The sequence below is a fragment of the Intestinimonas butyriciproducens genome, assembly GCF_004154955.1.
Taxonomy (GTDB): domain Bacteria; phylum Bacillota; class Clostridia; order Oscillospirales; family Oscillospiraceae; genus Intestinimonas; species Intestinimonas butyriciproducens.
The window spans coordinates 1,684,159-1,701,405 of the sequence record NZ_CP011524.1; the positions used below are offsets into that span (position 1 = coordinate 1,684,159).

Here is a 17,247-nt window from a genome sequence, read left to right on the forward strand (position 1 = left end):
CTCCTTAGGTTACATCTGAAGCAGGACCACGGTCACATTGTCCGGAGCGCCCCGGGACAGTGCGATATCCAGCAGGCGCTGGCAGCAGTCCTCAGCCGGGCCGCCGTGCAGGACCTCATAGAGGACCTCCTGGTCGGTGACCACGTTGATGAGCCCGTCCGAACAGAGGAGCAGTACGTCTCCGGGACTGAGCTGTTGGCGGTACAGGTCGGCGCGGAGTTTGGCTTCCGCCCCCAAGACTCTGGTGATGAGATTTTTTTGAGGGTGCTGCCGGGCCTCTTCTGGGGTGATCTCTCCCCTGGCCACCAGGGCCTCCACCACGGAGTGATCCCGGGTAAGGCGACTGATGCCGTCAGGTCGAATCAGATATGCCCGGCTGTCCCCGATGTTCAGCAGATAGGCCGTCTGCTCCACCACAAGCGCAGCTACCATCGTGGTGCCCATACCGCGGCAATCGGGGTCGATACCGGCGCGGAAGTAGACCGCCTGGTTGGCCTGCTCCGCAGCGAAGTGAAGCACAGCCTCCGGTTCATTTTTCCACTGTTCTGGCGGCTGCGCCCCGGCCGTTTCGAGAAAGGTCTCCACCGCCATATGGCTGGCCACATTGCCGGCCTTGGCGCCACCCATACCGTCACAGACGACGGCAAGTCCCACATTCTCCTCGAGTAGCTCGATATGATAGTAATCCTGATTTTGTTCCCGGACCACACCTGTGTCGGTGATACCCCATATGTTCATATTGAACCAGTCCTTTCGCCCTAACAGGCACAGGCTGACTTATGTCTCACGATTCCTGCATGGCTTTCCGACGGAGCTGACCACAGGAGGCGTCGATATCCCCTCCCAGCTTCCGCCGGACCGTGACGTTGATACCCTGCTGCTCCAATCGTCTTTGGAATGCGGCGACCCTGCGGCTGGGTTTCAGCGGGCTCTCCTTGACCTCATTGAGGGGGATGAGATTCACATGGCCCGGCGTCCCCTTCAGATGCGCGGCGAGCAAATCGGCCTGCCAGTCGCTGTCATTCACCCCGTCGATCATGGCGTACTCATAGGAAATACGCCGTCCCGTAACTTCAAAATAGCGGCGGCAGGCGGCAAACAATTTTTCCACACCTACCGAGCGGTTCACCGGCATAATACGGCTGCGGGTCTCGTCGTCCGGGGCATGGAGTGAAACAGACAATGTTAATTGTAACCCATGTTCCGCCAATTTGTCAATTTTGTCTGTGAGCCCGCAGGTGGACAGAGAGATATGCCGCATCCCGATATGAAGGCCGTCCGGATGATTGACCAGCTCTAAAAAGCGGAGTACGGTGTCAAAATTATCCAGCGGTTCTCCTATCCCCATCAGCACGATATTGGATATGGTCACCCCTGCGTCCAGTTGGGTGAAGAGCACCTGATCCAACATCTCAGATGGGGTCAAGTTCCGCACCTTGCCCCCCAGGGTGGACGCACAGAAGGCGCAGCCCATTCGGCACCCTACCTGGGAAGAGATGCATACAGTATTCCCATGGCGGTAGCGCATCAAAACCGTCTCAATGCAATTTTTATCTCCCAGACGCCAGAGATATTTGATCGTGCCATCCTGCGCGGAGACCTGTTTCCGCTCCACCTCCGGCTTCGTGATCACACATTCGCGGGACAGCTTCTCCCTCAATGACTTGGAGAGATCGGTCATCTCCTCAAAGGATATGGCCCCGCGGTGGAGCCAGGTAAACACCTGTTTAGCACGAAAGGCCGGTTCCCCCAGCTCTTTGAGCCATGCGGCCATCTCCTCCTGGGTCATGGATTTGATATCGGTCATAGGTCCCTCCGCAGCTTTGCAATGTAAAATCCGTCCGTACCATGAATATGGGGCCAAAGCGTCAGCCTGCCCTCCGCCGCCCGCCCGATGGGAGCAGGCAGTTCAAAGGGCTCTGTGTGATACTCCGGATGCGCGTCCAAAAACCAAGACACCACATCCCCATTCTCCCGCTCCAGCAGTGTACAGGTACAGTACAACAGTGCACCTCCCGGCTTTACATAGGCCGATACATTCTCCAAAATGGAACGCTGTACGGCAGGCAGCCCAGCCAGAGGCCCCGGCTCCTTGTAACGGATGTCCGGCTTTTTTCGGATGATGCCCAGGCCGGAGCACGGTACATCGGCGATCACTAGATCAAAGGCATCCACCCATTGCGCACAGGGGGACTTGGCGTCCTGCACAGCCGAGCGGATACAGGCCAGGCCCAGCCGCTGCGCACCGGCGTCTATGAGCTTTTTCTTGTGCGGGTGGATATCACAGGACAAAACTTCACCCCGGTCCCCCATCGCAATGGCGGTGCCAAAGGACTTGCCCCCCGGCGCGGCGCAGGCATCCAGAACCCGCATCCCAGGCCTGGGAGCCGCCGCCATTACAGCGAGGCGGGCCGCCGCGTCCTGGATGTAGAGTCGTCCGTCCCGGAATACCGAGAGCTGTTCCAGGTCGCCCCCTCCTGTCAGCGTAACACAGTCCGGCAGCCAGGGATGGGGTGCAGCGTCAGCCCCCTCTGCAGCCAAGGCGTTTAAGACCTCCGGCGTGGAGGCCCGGAGAATATTGATCTGGGCCACCGTAGCGGGTTCGCTGTTATCCGTCGCCAGCAGCCGCTCCGCCTCCTTTTCCCCCAGCGCGTCAAGGAACTCGTGTACCAGCCACAGCGGATGGCTGTATCGAATGGAGAGGTATCTGGCTGGATCTTTTTCCTCAATGAGCGGAAGGTGGTCCATATTTCGGGACACCGCCCTGAGAATCCCGTTGACCAGGCCAGGACTTCTGGGGTTCTTGCTGTATTTGCGGGAAAGGGTTACCGACTCGTTGACAGCAGCGCTGACCGGAATCCTGGTGAGAAACGCCATCTGATAGACGCCCAGCCGAAGTGCGTTGAGCACCCGATTTTCCATACGCTCTACCCGCACGGAGGAGAACTTTCCAATATAAAAATCCAGAAGCATCCTGTTCTGAAGCACGCCAAAGCACAGACGGGTGGCCAGGGCGGCGTCCCTGCCGTCCAGTCCGACGGAATGGATATTTTTCTTGAGGGCGAGGTCGGACCACGCACCTTGTTTTTCACAGGCGGAGAGCGTCAACAGCGCTACTTCCCGGGCATTTCCAGCCATAATATCCTCACCCACTCGTCCCATCTACCCCAAACTCAGGGGGTGCCCGCGCAGATAGTCGGCGGCCTTCATCCGCTTGCCTCCATCCGGCTGCAACTCACAAATGCGAAGGAGCGTCCCTCCGCCGCAGACCATTACGATGCCGTTTTTCCCCGCTTCTATCACAGTCCCAGGCGCCTTCTCCATTTTGTCGTCAATCACGACAGTTGAAAGCACTTTACACCGGTTGCCTCCAAACTCCGCCACGGCTGCCGGCCATGGCAGAAGCCCGCGAACCTGATTGTGGAGGCTGCGGGCGTCCCGGTTCCAATCGATGGGCGAGAGCGCACGGCTCAGCATAGGCGCATAGGTGGCCAGGGCGGCATCCTGAGGCACCCTGGCGGGCCTGCCATCCGCGATTTGTCCCACCGCCTCCAGCAACAGCCCCGCCCCCAGTTGCGCAAGCCGCTGAAAGAGTTCCGGCGCGGTTTCATTCTCTCCAATCGGCGTGGCGGACTGACAGATGATATCCCCGGCATCCAACTCGGAGGCCATATGCATAATCGTAACGCCAGTCTCCGCTTCGCCATTCAAGATGGCCCAGTTGATGGGGGCCGCGCCACGATATTTGGGCAGCAGGGACGAGTGGACGTTGATACAGCCGTATTGCGGATATGCCAAAATATTATCCGGCAGGATACGCCCATAGGCCGCCACCACGATCAGCTCAGGGTCCACTGCGCGCAGATACCCCAATGCCTCCCCATCCCGCATTTTGCCTGGCTGAAACACTGGAACATTATATGACAGGGCACATTCCTTTACAGGGCTTATCTGGAGCTTCATCCCTCTGTTTTTTGGCTTATCCGGCTGCGTAAACACCCCGCAGACCTGATGGCCGGCGGTGAGCAGAGCCTCCAGCGAGGGGACGGCAAATTCCGGCGTGCCCATAAAGAGAATCCTCAACGCTTTTTTCCCTCCTCCGCCTCCATCATCTCGTCCAGCTCCTTTTGGGTGTAGAGGTGGTCGGTGAGTTCCGTAAAGAGATGCCCGTCCAGGTGGTCGATCTCATGGCAGAAGCATCGGGCCACGATACCAGCCCCCTCCGCCTCGAAGAATGCGCCGGTACGGTCCTGGGCCCGGACCTTTACACGCATAGGGCGCTCCACCATCCCCCACATCCCGGGTACGCTGAGACAGCCCTCAAAGCCGTCCTGGATCTCCTCCGAGCGTTCAATGACCTCGGGATTGACCAGTTCCAGCATCTCATCATTCTCGTCCACTACAATGACGCAGCGGCGCAGAATTCCCACCTGGGGAGCTGCAAGGCCGGCGCCGCCCGCGTTGGCGAGGGTCTCTTTGAGGTCGTCCAGCAAATCATAGAGCCTGTCGTCAAAATTAGTAACGGGACGGGATGTCTTGTGCAGCACCGGGTCCCGGTCGGTCAAAATTTTTCTCAATGCCATGGTTGCATTCCTCCGTATCCAACTAATCATAGGGGTTCACATCCGCGAATATGGATACGCCCCTGTTTTCTTTATCACTGTTCGCTGCGCGCAGCATCTGCGCCAAGAGCCCCCGCACCTCCTTGGTATTTTGGCACATCAAGGTCAGGCGATAGCGATAGCGGTGGTTGACCTTGGCCACCGCTGCAGGAGCGGGCCCCAAAAGTCTGGGGCGGTTTTCCGGGGAAGGCCAGGCGGCGATCCATCGCTCCAGGCTGCGCCGAAGCTGCTGGCAGGCTCTGAGCACCGAAACCTCGTTCAGCCCCGATGCCGTGAGCACGAAGAGGTCCCGGAAAGGTGGGTACTCCATCAATCTTCTCAGGTCGATCTCCTGTTCAAAAAAGTTGTCGTAATCCTGAGCCGCCGCATATCGGATCACGTCGTTGTCGGGCGTATAGGTCTGAATGACCGCCCGCCCCGTCTTTCCGCCTCGCCCCGCCCGGCCGACCACCTGTGTAAGCAGAGAAAAGGTCCGCTCCGCGGCGCGAAAGGAATCGACATACAGGGCAAGGTCAGCCGCGATGACACCCACCAGAGTTACATTTTCGAAATCCAAGCCTTTCGCCACCATCTGTGTCCCAACCAGGATGGGAATCTTCTCCTTTTCAAATCTGGAGAGCAACGCCTCATGGGACTGAGAGGCGGAAATGGTATCGGTATCCATTCTCAGAACTTCCACCCCTGGAAACAACGACTCCAGCTCCTCCTGGACCTTCTGTGTTCCGACTCCGATAAAATTGAGGGCACCACCACACTCTGGACAGTGGTCCGGCAGCCGTTCAGAATGGCCGCAATAGTGGCACATCAGCCGCCCATTGGCTGAATGATATGTGAGATGGACAGAGCACCTTGGGCATGTGGGAACGGCGCCACACTCCCCACAGGAGACCATACGGCTGGCCCCCCTCCGGTTCAAGAACAGAATGCTCTGCTCTCCGCGTTCCAGATTGGATGCCAGTTCCCTGTGCAGGCGCGCACTGATGGAGGTACCGTTTCCGCTGCGAAGCGCCTCCTTCATATCAGTGACAAAGACATGGGGAAGGGCGTGCTCATTATAGCGGCGGGAGAGGGTAACCATATGGTAGACTCCGCTCTTTGCCAGATACATGGTCTCTATAGACGGCGTGGCGGACCCGAGCACCAGCAGCCCTCCATTCCTGGCGCAACGATATTTGGCCACGTCCCTGGCATGGTACCGGGGCGTATTTTCTGATTTATAAGAGGCCTCCTGCTCTTCATCCAGGATAATGAGGCCCAGATCTTTCAGCGGCGCGAACACAGCGGAGCGGGTGCCCAGCACGACACGGGCCCGGCCGGAGCGGACCCGTTTCCACTCGTCATACCGCTCCCCTGCTCTCAGTGAGCTGTGAAGAACGGCAATATTTTCCCCGAAGTGGGCGGAGAAGATACGCAGGAGCTGGGGCGTCAGGGCGATCTCGGGCACCAGCACCATAGCAGATTCGCCACGGTCCAGCGCCGCACGGATGAGGCTGATATAGACCTGGGTCTTACCACTCCCGGTGACGCCGTATAAAAGCGCCACCGCCGGCTTTTCCGCCCGGGCAAGTGCGTCCAAGTGCAGAAAGGCTGTCTGCTGCTCCTGATTGAGGACCGGCGGTGCCGCCGGCTCGACTTCGCCCGCAGACACACGTCGGAATACCTCGCGCTTTTCCAGCGTCAAGATCCCGCTTTTCGCCAAGGCGCGCAGGGTGGCGGGGGATGCTCCGGTAAAATAGCAGATCTCCTTGGATGCCGCGCTCCCGAGCCCACAGAGAAGTTCTACCACAGCGTAACGCAGCGGAGCGGTCTTTCGCTTGGGCGTCACCAAAGCCAACGCCTCCTCCGCTGGAAGGGCTAGCGCGGCTACCTGTTCGGTCTTGTCCCCCACGCCGCGGGAGGCGCTGGTCTCCAGGACCAGTATCCCCTGCTCGGTGAGTTGGCGGAGCGCTGGATTTGGATCTTTGGTCCCCAAAGCCGCTCTGATCTGTCCCAATTCGGCGGAGCCGCCGGCGGCCCAAATCAGATCCAGAATCCGCCGTGCATGGTCGGAGCGGCCGGCCGCATCATAGGATCGCTCCCGGTCTACACCTTCCGCCACACGGTAACTGTCCTGAATGGAAAACCACAGTCCGGCAGGAAGCATGGCGCGTGCCGCGTCATAGACCGTGCAGAAAAAACGGTCGCGGACCCAGAGCGCCAGCTTGATGCCATCGGCACCCAGCACCGGCGCATCATCCAAAACGGTAAGGACAGCCTTTATCTTCTTTTCCAGACGGGTTTCGTCTGTCAGGGCCAAGATCAATCCCTCTGTACGGCGGTTTCCCGCTCCAAAAGGGACAATGACCCGTACTCCCGGGGCGGCGCGTCCTTCCAGCTCCTGGGGAATCTGATAGTCATAGGGCCTGTCGATCGCATAGGTCGCCGCGGCAAGGGCCACCCGGGCGATACTGACATGCTCCATTCCGCGACCTCCTTCGTCCACAAAAGGCAAGTACCGGGGATAGCCGCCCCTCGGCACTTGCCTTGCATCCGTCAATGCTGTTCCGGTACGCTCAAATCCACCTTGCCCTCGGCAATCTCACGGATGGCGATGGACACCGGCTTATCGTTGAGGGGATAGCCCTGCTCGTCGGCATCGGCGGCGATCTCACGGGCCCTGTGGGCCACCACGTTCACCAATTGATAGCGGCTGGGCACCTGCTTGAGCAGATCTTTCATTGCGGGATAGAGCATCATACAAAAGTCACACTCCTTCTATGAGATGGATGCGGTTCTTGGTCCGGCAATCCTCCGCGATCAGGATGGAGATGATCTCCTCCGCAGCGGCGGATACCTTGTCGTTGACCACCAGATAATCGTATTTGGGTATCTGCTTATATTCTTCCCTCGCCTTTTGGAGCCGTCCGGCTATGACCTCTTCGCTGTCCGTATTTCGACCGCGGAGGCGCCGGGAGAGCTCCTCAAAAGAGGGCGGAATAATGAAAATCAAAACGGCGTCGGGACATTTGCTCCTCACCTTGGCCGCACCCTGGACTTCGATATCCAAAAGCACGTCGATGCCGGCGTCCAGCTTTTCCTGGATGACTTTCAGAGAGGTGCCGTAATAGTTGTTGACATACTCTGCATGCTCCAGCAGTTCGCCGTCAGCAATCATGCGTTCAAACTCGTCCCGTTCCACAAAGTTGTAGTTGACGCCGTTTGCCTCCCCCACCCGCGGCTTTCGGGTGGTGAAGGAGACGGAAAAGTGGATGTCCTGCCTCTGTCCGAGGAGTTCGGCGATCACCGTGCTCTTCCCCACACCGGAGGGACCGGACAGGACGATGAGCTGTCCCTTGGCTTTCTTTTTCAGAGCCATCAGTCCTCGTCCTCCTCCGGTATGGGATCCGCGGCATCCCTGCCGCCGCTCAAGCGGCCGGCCACCGTCTCCGGCTGGATTGCCGAAAGAACGATGTGGTCGCTGTCCATAACCAGTACGGCCCGAGTACGTCGGCCATAGGTTGCGTCGATGAGCACACCGCGCTCCCGGGCCTCCTGTATCATCCGCTTGATGGGCGCCGACTCCGGACTTACGATGGCAATCAGCCGGCTGGCGGAGACCATGTTGCCAAATCCAATGTTGATGAGCTTCATGCTTCCCGCCTCCCTCACTCGATATTCTGGACCTGCTCCCGGATCTTCTCGATTTCTGCCTTGATGTCGATGACATGTCGAGCAGTCTCCAAGTCATTGCATTTGGAGCCGATGGTGTTTGCCTCACGATTGAACTCCTGAATGAGAAAATCCAACTTCCGCCCCATCGGTCCGTCCTGCTCCAACAACGTGCGCAGTTGAGAGAGATGACTGTGCAGACGCACGGTCTCCTCATCAACGGCGACTTTATCAGCAAAAATGGCGGCCTCCGTGAGGATGCGGCTCTCATCGATTTGGGTGTTCTGGAGGACTTCCTTCATTTTGTTCTCGAGCCTGCCGCGATACTCCGCTACGGTTTTAGGGGACTGTGCCTCCACCTGGGCCGTCAGCGCCTCAATGGTTCCGGCTCGGGAGAGAATATCGGCAGAGAGCTTGGCGCCCTCCCGCTCCCGCATGCCATTGAAGTCCTGCAGAGCCATATCCAGTACGGCACAGATATCCGCCGCGACGGCCTCCACGTCCTCGGGGGCCTTCTCCACAAAAAACACGTCCTGAAACCGAGACAGCAGGGACAGGGAAATGTCGTCCCGGAGCCCATAGGTGTCTCGAAGCTCTGTAAGCGCGGCATAATAGCCGTCGGCCACCGGCCGGTTCAGGCTGACGATCACTCCATCCGCCTTGGTGCTGTTGATGGTGACGAAAATATCTACCTTCCCCCTGGAAATACTGCGCTGGACGGTGCTTTTAATCGCATCCTCCGCAAACATATAGGCACGAGGCATCTTGACGGTACAATCCAGGTAACGGTTGTTGACGGAACGGACCTCCACTGTAATGGTTCGGTCGTTCAAAACCGCCTCTCCCCTGCCATAGCCGGTCATACTGCGGACCACCGGCGGTCTCCCCTTTCTTCTTTCGTACTAATTTGCAGATCGCCCATTGCGCAGCGGTTTGTCCACCCGGGCGATATAAAAGGAAATCAACTTGGAAAAGCCGAAGTCATACATCAGAAATACGGCGCTCCCCCCCAGGTAAAGCAGGGGAAGTGACTGTGTGCTCAGTGGGATCGCGGACAAAAAAATGGTACGAAGTACAAACCAAAAGACAGACAGCATACCGTTAAAAAAGGCGAGCTTCAAGACCAGCTCCAACGGTAAGCGCCGAATTCGCTCTATGCTGTATTTCACCAGAGGATAAAGTCCAAAAAACAGCAGGTACAGGAGTGCGTTTCCCTTGTCGGGCAGCAGCAGAAACGCCAAGATACCGGTCCCGGCGTAACAGAGGACGCCGGAGCTTGGGCCGCCGGAAATCACCGCTGCTGCAGGCAACAGCCCCGCTAATCCCACCACGCCCGCGCGCCCCGTGGGGACGAGGCAGGAACCATAGAGGATCACCAGAGACAGCGCGGCCAGAAGGGCCGTATAGGCCACGCTGAAAGCGGCCTGTCGTTGTCTTCTCATATCAGTTGCCGCAGCCGCCGCACAGGCAGTTCAGACACAACATGGTGGTGCAGCAGTCACAGGAGTCCGCCCCCCCGGCATACCCATAGGGCCGATAGGCCTGTCCTCCCCGCTGCATCATGTTGTAGGCCTGCCGGTATTCCGGGTTCCCCGGCTCCATATTGACGGCAATCTGATACTGCTGCATGGCTTCATCCAGCCAGCCCTTGCGGTAGGCGATACTCCCCATGAGAAAGTGCCATTCGGCATCCTGTGTGGGGGCAGACTGAAGGAGCTGTTCCGCCTGACTCAAGTTTCCCAGATTGATGGATTGCCGCACGCGGGCGTAGATGGTACTTCCGGCGGAGTAGGAACGGCTCTGCTGCTGATAGGTCGTCTGCTGTTGGTAAGAGGACTGATAAGCGGATGAAGTTCCGCCCGAGCGCATTTTGTTGATGGCATCGTAAGCCTCGTTGATCTCCTTCATTTTTTCCTCAGCGAGGTCCGCCAGCGGATTGTTCTGGTAGTTATCCGGATGGTATTTTCGGGCCAGTTCTCGATAGGCCCGCTTGATCTCTTCATCACTGGCGTTGGAATCGACGCCCAGTACGCTATACGGATCGTTCATAGCTCATTCTCCCATTTGTTTCTTTCTTGCGCTTGCGCCATTCGCCCCGAAATACGGATTCCTCCACCATGGGAAGTCCCAGGCAGAGAATATTGAGGACGATTCCACTCCAGGGGCCAAAATCCGTTAAGTGGCAGGCAGACACCGCCAGGTTCAAGGAGTGGCGCAACGTGGTCCGCAATTCCTCTCTGTGTCCCTCCGGGCCGTCCGGCCAGCGGGCGGCCACGGGATTGTAGGTTCCCCGACTTCGGTCCTCCGCCAGGTCGTCCCAAGCATCTGTCAAATAGATCCAGCGGCCGACGTGGTAGAGAAGCTGCCCCACCGCCCGGTCACGGTCACTTGTTCCAGTGCTTGGCGCTGCCGCCCGCAGAATGCGGGCAAAGGTATCCGCCGTACGGTCCAAGGAGCCGGAGCGCTCTTTCTCCAAAAATCTCAGTTCTTCAAGACATGCCGCCGTCTGGCTGTCAAAATCGGGGCGCCGCTTGGCGGCGCGGTGATAGGACGGACGGAGCAGAAACACCAGGAGACGCGAGGGCAGTCCCTTCCAGAAAGAGGCGTCCGCCACCCCGTCCATCAGCTTCCAATAGGTGAGAATCACGCTCTCATCGGCAGCGATATCCAAGCCGAGGCTTTCCCGGCAGACCTGCTTGCCCTTGATGGGGCAAGCGATACAGCGCCGCCGCTGCGTTACAGGGCGGGCGCTCTCTGTCGAAAGGAGCATCGCCAGAAATACAAAATCATAGCTGAGCAGCAGCCGGGGCAAAAAGCTGTAACGGCGTCCCAACGTATGGCAGAGTCCGCAATAGGCCGCCTGATAGGCATCCAGCTCCCACACCTTGAGCTCTCCTCTGAGCGGGACTACATACCCGAACATCAGGCGCTCTTTAACCGGACGATCCGGAATTGAAGCGCCCTCCGGCGCTTGACAGAACGGTCCAAGGCCACCACCATCAAAATGCTGACAGCAAAGGCCGCCACAGAGGACAAAATGCACCAGCCCTGCGTCAGGCCGAACGCCTGGGCGGCCAAATATCCGGCCACCAGAAGAACCATGGGGACCAGATAGACAAAGGCGATAACTCCCATAAGATTGGCGTTTTCCGTCTCCACCACGACCAGCTCTCCTTCCCTGGCGCCTACGGTATTTTGGGCCAGAGCGGTAACCGTGGGCTGCTGAGCGGTCATGCAGCCGCCGCACTCTGAACAATTATGGGCACAGGCCCCCTGGCGTACCACTGCCACAACTGCGGTTCCATTTGGGAAGGTCTGCTTTACTTGTGCAGTCTGTGTCATAGCAATTTCTCCTATTGCGATTGAATATTGACCACTACGATATATCCGTTTGCACCGTTGACCACCCCACAGGTGCTCTCCCCATCCAAATAGATCTTTGGCTGGAATGGGAACTGCGCCTGCCGGAGCGTCTCACCCTCGAGGTCCACCACCACGCGGAGCTGATAACCATCCACAGTTTCCAAAGCGTCGGCGGGGCCGCGGACCTGCACCTGCAGAGACTGAGTCACGGCCGACGCGGTGAATCCCTCGGGCACGTTGATGACCTCGATATTCGAAGTCTCCACGGTCTTGGTCCCCAGGCCCTTGACACTGATGGTCACAGTGGCCTCACTGATACCGCTGTCGTTGGAGAGTTCGGATGCAAGAACAATGGGGAAGGTATAGGTCTGATTCTCCTGGACCACATCCGCCAAATCGATTTTACCCAAAGTGATGGATTTCCCCTCCAGGGGCGTAATGTCGGATTCCTCGCCGGAAATCTGAATGGTGTTGGGTTGAATATCAACGTAGGGCTCCACATATCGCGCAAAGTTCTCTTCCGTGATGCCTCCGCCATAGATATAATCCACCGTGAGAGGGATCTCCAGCGTTTTGACTACAGGCAGCACTACGCTGACGGTATTTACATTGGAACTGATCTCATTGCTCTTCAGCACTTCCCCATCGGAGGAGATCATGTCAAAGCTCATTTCACCGCTGACTGTCTTTGTAAGCTCCTCGCCCGTTATGGCGACCTGCGCGTAGTCGATTTGATTGACCAATGCCTCAGGCCCCTGGATCCGCACCGTGCTGGGCGTGATCTCCACCGTATTGGTGCGATAGCCGTCTTTCACCGTACCGGTGAAGTTGCCACGCACCTCGATGGTCTTGGACAGCATTTTCGTAACGACTACCCGAATGGTCTGGGTCGAGTCTCCATCCAGACGGACGCCGCTGGTAAGCGTATTTTCCAGTCCCAGTTTGCAGGGAAGCTCATACTCCCCTGCCTCGCTGATCTCGGACACATCCAGCCGAGCAGTGATGAACTCCGAGGAGTTGGAGGCAATGGCGACCAGCGCCGAACGCCCTCCCGTGATGCCCACATTGACCGTCAGCTTGGTGCTTGCGTCGATCATAAGCCCCTTGGAGTTGAGCACATCTTCACCCACCAGGGTGATGGGCACGTTCCGTATTGTCATGCTGCCCACCTGACCGATGATGGCGGTCACATAAACCCATAGCGCAAGGGCGATGAGGACGGCTAGGATGATATTAAAGGCTTTACTTTCCGTGAACTTCTTCCCCATCGTCTTTGTCACCTTTTTTCGACTTGAATAGCGAGGTCAGTATGGAGGACTTGGAGGACGACTCCTCCTGCGGGAGGAGCTCGTTGCGCAGAAGCCGCTCCAGAGTTTCAGGGGCCAAGTGCCGCTTGAGCATACCGTTGACCGCCACGGAAATAGATCCCGTCTCCTCAGATACAATGGCGACTACCGCGTCGGAATTTTCGCTCATGCCGATTCCGGCCCTGTGCCGCATCCCCAGGTCCCGGGAGAGATTGACGTTCCCGGACAGCGGCAGTACACAGCCCGCGCCCACGATATGTCCGTTCCGAACGATCACCGCGCCGTCATGCAGCGGGGCCTTGTTCCAGAAAAGATTCTTCAGCAGCTCCGCCGCCACGGTGGAATCCAGCATGGTGCCGGTTTTGATGATATCGTCCAGCGGGACCTTTCGCTCAAAGACCATCAGCGCGCCCACCTTATCCTTAGAGAGGGACGTATATGCCTGTACCGTCTGTGTGATGGCGTTCTCCACGTCGGGCGGCGCCTCCTCGCGGCTGAACATATCCCCCAGCCTGCTGCTGCCCAACTGCTCTAGGAAACGGCGGATCTCCGGCTGAAAGACCACGACCAGCGCCAGCGTTCCCATCTCTACCATACGGCTCAGCACGAAGTTGATCACTCTGAGCTGCAGCAGGTAGGAGAGACCCAGTGCCACCAGCAGCAGTAAAATGGCTTTCGCCACCTGGGCGGCCCGGCTGCGCTGGACCAACATCAATACGCGATAAACGATGTAGGCGATGATCGCCACATCGAGTACGTCAAAAATGGAAATGTTAAAAGTCAGGATGTACTGCCACATCCCCCGCAGCAATTCAGTCATTTCCAATGTCTCCCACATCTCAGAGTGTACACGATGGGCGGTGCTAAAACGCTACCCGCCCATTTCAAATATTATACTGTATCCTCTTGCAAATGGCAAGAACTCCGCCTATTAATTTTCCCTTAATTTCATAGAAAAAGCCTGAAAAAAAGAGTGCGAGGGCGCGCGGCGAAGAACCGCGTGCACTCGCACAGACAATACGCTTTGGAATGCTTTTATTGGCGTCTGGGCAGCCGCGCCACAGCTCCGGCCAGCGCGTCCACATCTCCGCTGGAGTTAAAGGCGGAAAAACTGACCCGTATGGTCCCGACATCCAGCGTCCCTGCGGAGCGGTGCGCCAGCGGCGCGCAGTGGAGCCCGGAACGGACGGCAATCCCCTGTTCTCCCAGTGCCTGCCCCACGTCTTCACAGTCCATGCCGTCCACCTGAAAGGAGAGCACCCCCGCCTGGCAGAAGAGGCGGGGCGCCGCAAAGACGCGTACGCCCGGCAGAGCTGACAGGGCATCCGCGCACCGGGCAGCCAGGAATCTTTCATGATTCAGGATCACCTCGGGGCTTTTGCGCTGGATAAAACGGAGCCCCTCCAACAATCCGGCAATCCCGGTCACATTTTGCGTTCCGGCCTCCAGCCGATCCGGCAGAAAGTCCGGCATCTCCTGGCGGGCAGACAGCGACCCGGTCCCACCTTCCAGCAGGGGGATGACCTCGTGATCGCAGAGCAGGATGCCGGTCCCCTGGGGACCGTAGAGCCCCTTGTGGCCCGGCATGGCGATAAAGGAGGCCCGAAGCTGGTCCATGTAGATCGGCATGCTCCCTGCGGATTGGGAGGCGTCTAGGACGAAGGGGACTCCTCTCCCGGCGCAGAGATCGGCAATTTCAACCACCGGCAGCACATAGCCGAAAACATTGGAGACATGGTTGCAGATGACGCAGTCGACCTCCGATGTGAGCTGCTCACGGAACTGGCGCAGAATCTCCTGAGGGTCGAAAAGCCGCGAGGTGGCCACCTTCACGCGCACATTGGGAATCGCGGCCAGCGGACGCGTGACCGCATTATGCTCATAACCGGAGATGAGTACGGTGTCCCCGGGCTTTACAATGGACTTGATGGCAATGTTGAGCCCGTGGGTGGCGTTCATGGTAAAAACCACATCGTCGGGTTCCCTCACATGGAAGAGCTCAGCCGCCCGCTCCCGACAGGCAAAAACCGTGTCTGCTGCCAGCATGGCGGGCGGATGGCCTCCACGGCCCGGGCTTGCCATATGCCCCATAGCGTAGCCGGAGGCACGGGCGACGGCGGAAGGCTTTTGCAGCGTTGTCGCTGCTGCGTCCAGATAAATCATAGCCCCACCTCGCGGTAGCTTCCGTCCTCTTCTGTAATATAGACCCGTTTCGGCTTCAGCTCTGCCCGGTTGAGGAGCACCAGTGCCTCGGCAAGACGGCGCTCAGACACCTTTACTGCATGGCTGCACCCCTCGCCGGCGATGCTTTTGGGAGAACGTAGGATCCGAGCTGTAATTCCAGCACGCTCCAAAACGGCGGCCGTACGCTGGGCGTAGGTCAGCGAGCGGCATATAATGAGATAATAGACCATTGGCATTACGCTCCTCTCTGGAGCATTGTATGCCGTGCTGCCGCCAGATGGGACAGAAAAGCGGCGGGGCATTTCAGCCCCGCCGTTCATCGTCGTATCAGTTGCACTCCAAAAGAGCCACGGCGTGGGCCGCCATTCCCTGGCCCGCACCCGTAAAGCCAAGCCCCTCCTCAGTGGTGGCTTTCACATTCACCTGGTCCTGAGGAACACCCAAATGCTTGGCCAGATTTTGGCGCATCTGTGGGATAAAGGCGGCCAGTTTGGGCTGCTGGGCCACCAGAGTAGCATCCACGTTTCCCACACGGTATCCGGCCTCTCCAAGCCGCTCCACGACCCGGTCCAGCAGCAGCAGACTGGAGATCCCCGCATAGGTGGGATCATGATCCGGAAAAAGCTTACCGATATCCCCCAGCCCGGCAGCGCCCAGCAACGCGTCCATGACGGCGTGGGTGAGCACATCAGCATCGGAATGCCCCAGGAGTCCCCGGTCGAACGGGACTTCCGCCCCGCCCAGAATGAGCTTCCTCCCCGCTGTCAGGCGGTGTACGTCATAGCCGTGCCCAATCCGAAATGCATTCACACGAACTCCCCTCTTCCATTGAGAATTCCCAGCCCCAAATCCAGATCAGTAGGGGTGGTAAGCTTTATATTGGCCCGGTCCCCGCGGGTGAGGGCTACCGTCATGCCCAGCCGCTCCACTGCGGCACAGTCGTCGGTCAAGGTGACCCCCTCCTCCACCGCACGTTGCAGGGCAGCCTTGATCAGAGATGCCTCGAATACCTGAGGGGTCTGCACCGCAAACAGCGTATCCCGGTCCACCGTCTCCTCCACTATGCCGTTCATGGCACGCTTCACTGTATCCGTAACAGGAACGGCCGGTGCCGCTGCACCGCACTGCGCGGCCCGGTCAATGACCTCTTCCAGCACCTCCTGCGTGACAAAAGGACGGGCGCCGTCATGAATGGCAATCAGCCCCGCCTGAGGGCTTGCTTCGCGGATACCGTTGAGTACAGACTGCGTGCGGGTAGTGCCTCCGGTCACGATATGGGTGACCTTCTCCAGAGCAAAATCCCGGCACAGCTGGCTGACCGGAACGATGAGATCTTCTCGGGTCACCACCACGATCTCCTGAATCCGCGTACATGCCTCCAGGGCCTGCAAAGTACGGACGAGCACAGGATAATCTCCCAAAGTGAGCAGTATCTTATCCTGTCCCTCCATGCGGGTAGAGGATCCGGCTGCGGGCACTACTGCAGTACAGAAGGGCATATCCGCCCTTCTCCGCCGCAGACGGTCAAAAATCGGGGCCATAGCCGCAACTCCTTTCGCAAAAAAGGAGCCTCTCGGCTCCTTTTAGACATGCGGGGATCGCCAGAAAAATCCTATTACGCCAGCGCCGTATTTATGCGGGCCTCTACATCTTCGTAGCTGGTATTTTGAGAGAGGACCAGCTCGGAAATCAAGATCTGTTTTGCCGAGTGGAGCATCTTCCGTTCCCCTGTGGAGAGTCCACGGTCCACATCGCGAAGCATCAGGCCCTTGACTACTTTGGCAACTTCCAGCAGATCGCCGCTTTTGATCCGCATCATATTCTCCCGATAACGGCGGTTCCAATTCTGGGTCATGTCCACCTCGATGTCAGGCATGGAGGCAATGAGCCGATCCGCCTCATCCTTGTCCACCACGGGGCGGACGCCAATTTCCTCGCTATTGCTGGTGGGAATCATGACCAGCATCCCGCCCACCGGAAGCTTCAAAATATAATAGTCCCTCACAACCCCATTGACCTTTTTGGTGACGATGCTATCAATGACACCGGCACCATGCATCGGATGAACGATCTTATCTCCTACCTGAAACATGATAACCACCTCCCTGATCGTGCGAAAAATA

General features: G+C 58.3%; 21 protein-coding genes. All 21 read right to left on the bottom strand.

Annotated features, from left to right (window positions below):
* Positions 1 to 9 precede the first annotated feature (9 nt).
* The 21 genes from SRB521_RS08470 to SRB521_RS08570 all read right to left on the bottom strand — a co-directional run bounded on the left by SRB521_RS08470 (position 10) and on the right by SRB521_RS08570 (position 17,216).
* Positions 10 to 738, bottom strand: a complete 729-nt coding sequence (locus SRB521_RS08470) for a Stp1/IreP family PP2C-type Ser/Thr phosphatase (protein ID WP_033116718.1) — start codon at positions 736 to 738, stop codon at positions 10 to 12.
* Positions 739 to 784: 46 nt separating this feature from the next.
* Positions 785 to 1,807: a dual-specificity RNA methyltransferase RlmN gene (rlmN, locus tag SRB521_RS08475; protein WP_075703850.1), complete on the bottom strand. Its 1,023-nt coding sequence runs from the start codon at positions 1,805 to 1,807 to the stop codon at positions 785 to 787.
* The gene (rsmB, locus tag SRB521_RS08480) at positions 1,804 to 3,162 is read right to left on the bottom strand and encodes a 16S rRNA (cytosine(967)-C(5))-methyltransferase RsmB (RefSeq protein ID WP_242976517.1); all 1,359 of its coding nucleotides are present in this window, start codon (positions 3,160 to 3,162) and stop codon (positions 1,804 to 1,806) included. Before rsmB ends, rlmN begins: the two co-directional genes overlap by 4 nt.
* Positions 3,163 to 4,083 carry a methionyl-tRNA formyltransferase gene (gene fmt, locus SRB521_RS08485; protein WP_116721682.1) on the bottom strand — a complete coding sequence of 307 codons (921 nt, stop codon included), beginning with the start codon at positions 4,081 to 4,083 and terminating at the stop codon, positions 3,163 to 3,165.
* Positions 4,080 to 4,583 (bottom strand): peptide deformylase, encoded by a 504-nt coding sequence (def, locus tag SRB521_RS08490; RefSeq protein WP_116721683.1) that lies wholly within the window; start codon positions 4,581 to 4,583, stop codon positions 4,080 to 4,082. The genes fmt and def overlap by 4 nt, the downstream gene beginning before the upstream one ends.
* Before the next feature lie 22 nt (positions 4,584 to 4,605).
* Positions 4,606 to 7,083, bottom strand: a complete 2,478-nt coding sequence (gene priA, locus SRB521_RS08495; RefSeq protein WP_075703847.1) for a replication restart helicase PriA — start codon at positions 7,081 to 7,083, stop codon at positions 4,606 to 4,608.
* Between the two features lie 71 nt (positions 7,084 to 7,154).
* Positions 7,155 to 7,358 (bottom strand): DNA-directed RNA polymerase subunit omega, encoded by a 204-nt coding sequence (gene rpoZ / locus SRB521_RS08500; RefSeq protein ID WP_052082501.1) that lies wholly within the window; start codon positions 7,356 to 7,358, stop codon positions 7,155 to 7,157.
* A 7-nt stretch (positions 7,359 to 7,365) separates the two neighbouring features.
* Complete coding sequence (gene gmk / locus SRB521_RS08505; RefSeq protein ID WP_075703846.1) at positions 7,366 to 7,977, bottom strand: guanylate kinase; 612 nt, start codon at positions 7,975 to 7,977, stop codon at positions 7,366 to 7,368.
* Entirely contained in the window at positions 7,977 to 8,252 is a 276-nt protein-coding gene (gene remA / locus SRB521_RS08510) for an extracellular matrix/biofilm regulator RemA (protein WP_033116724.1), read from the bottom strand. The genes gmk and remA overlap by 1 nt, the downstream gene beginning before the upstream one ends.
* Before the next feature lie 14 nt (positions 8,253 to 8,266).
* Entirely contained in the window at positions 8,267 to 9,133 is an 867-nt protein-coding gene (locus tag SRB521_RS08515) for a YicC/YloC family endoribonuclease (RefSeq protein WP_178388489.1), read from the bottom strand.
* Between the two features lie 39 nt (positions 9,134 to 9,172).
* A complete protein-coding gene (locus SRB521_RS08520; protein WP_116721684.1) occupies positions 9,173 to 9,712 on the bottom strand; it encodes a hypothetical protein in 540 nt (179 codons plus the stop codon).
* Between the two features lies 1 nt (position 9,713).
* Complete coding sequence (locus SRB521_RS16700) at positions 9,714 to 10,319, bottom strand: J domain-containing protein (RefSeq protein WP_033116727.1); 606 nt, start codon at positions 10,317 to 10,319, stop codon at positions 9,714 to 9,716.
* Positions 10,303 to 11,193, bottom strand: coding sequence for a DUF5685 family protein (locus tag SRB521_RS08530; protein WP_116721685.1), 891 nt, complete (start codon positions 11,191 to 11,193; stop codon positions 10,303 to 10,305). The genes SRB521_RS16700 and SRB521_RS08530 overlap by 17 nt, the downstream gene beginning before the upstream one ends.
* Positions 11,193 to 11,612: a SoxR reducing system RseC family protein gene (locus SRB521_RS08535; protein WP_116721686.1), complete on the bottom strand. Its 420-nt coding sequence runs from the start codon at positions 11,610 to 11,612 to the stop codon at positions 11,193 to 11,195. Before SRB521_RS08535 ends, SRB521_RS08530 begins: the two co-directional genes overlap by 1 nt.
* 11 nt (positions 11,613 to 11,623) lie before the next feature.
* A complete protein-coding gene (locus SRB521_RS08540) occupies positions 11,624 to 12,901 on the bottom strand; it encodes a CdaR family protein (RefSeq protein ID WP_075703843.1) in 1,278 nt (425 codons plus the stop codon).
* Positions 12,876 to 13,760 (bottom strand): diadenylate cyclase CdaA, encoded by an 885-nt coding sequence (cdaA, locus tag SRB521_RS08545; RefSeq protein ID WP_033116731.1) that lies wholly within the window; start codon positions 13,758 to 13,760, stop codon positions 12,876 to 12,878. Before cdaA ends, SRB521_RS08540 begins: the two co-directional genes overlap by 26 nt.
* Positions 13,761 to 13,975: 215 nt before the next feature.
* Positions 13,976 to 15,103: an aminotransferase class V-fold PLP-dependent enzyme gene (locus SRB521_RS08550; RefSeq protein WP_116721687.1), complete on the bottom strand. Its 1,128-nt coding sequence runs from the start codon at positions 15,101 to 15,103 to the stop codon at positions 13,976 to 13,978.
* Positions 15,100 to 15,354, bottom strand: coding sequence for a putative Se/S carrier protein (locus tag SRB521_RS08555; protein WP_033116733.1), 255 nt, complete (start codon positions 15,352 to 15,354; stop codon positions 15,100 to 15,102). The genes SRB521_RS08550 and SRB521_RS08555 overlap by 4 nt, the downstream gene beginning before the upstream one ends.
* A gap of 97 nt (positions 15,355 to 15,451) precedes the next feature.
* Positions 15,452 to 15,934, bottom strand: coding sequence for a 2-C-methyl-D-erythritol 2,4-cyclodiphosphate synthase (gene ispF, locus SRB521_RS08560; RefSeq protein WP_075703841.1), 483 nt, complete (start codon positions 15,932 to 15,934; stop codon positions 15,452 to 15,454).
* Positions 15,931 to 16,665: a 2-C-methyl-D-erythritol 4-phosphate cytidylyltransferase gene (gene ispD, locus SRB521_RS08565; RefSeq protein ID WP_116721688.1), complete on the bottom strand. Its 735-nt coding sequence runs from the start codon at positions 16,663 to 16,665 to the stop codon at positions 15,931 to 15,933. Before ispD ends, ispF begins: the two co-directional genes overlap by 4 nt.
* A gap of 74 nt (positions 16,666 to 16,739) precedes the next feature.
* Positions 16,740 to 17,216 (bottom strand): CarD family transcriptional regulator, encoded by a 477-nt coding sequence (locus SRB521_RS08570; protein ID WP_075703840.1) that lies wholly within the window; start codon positions 17,214 to 17,216, stop codon positions 16,740 to 16,742.
* Positions 17,217 to 17,247: the final 31 nt, after the last annotated feature.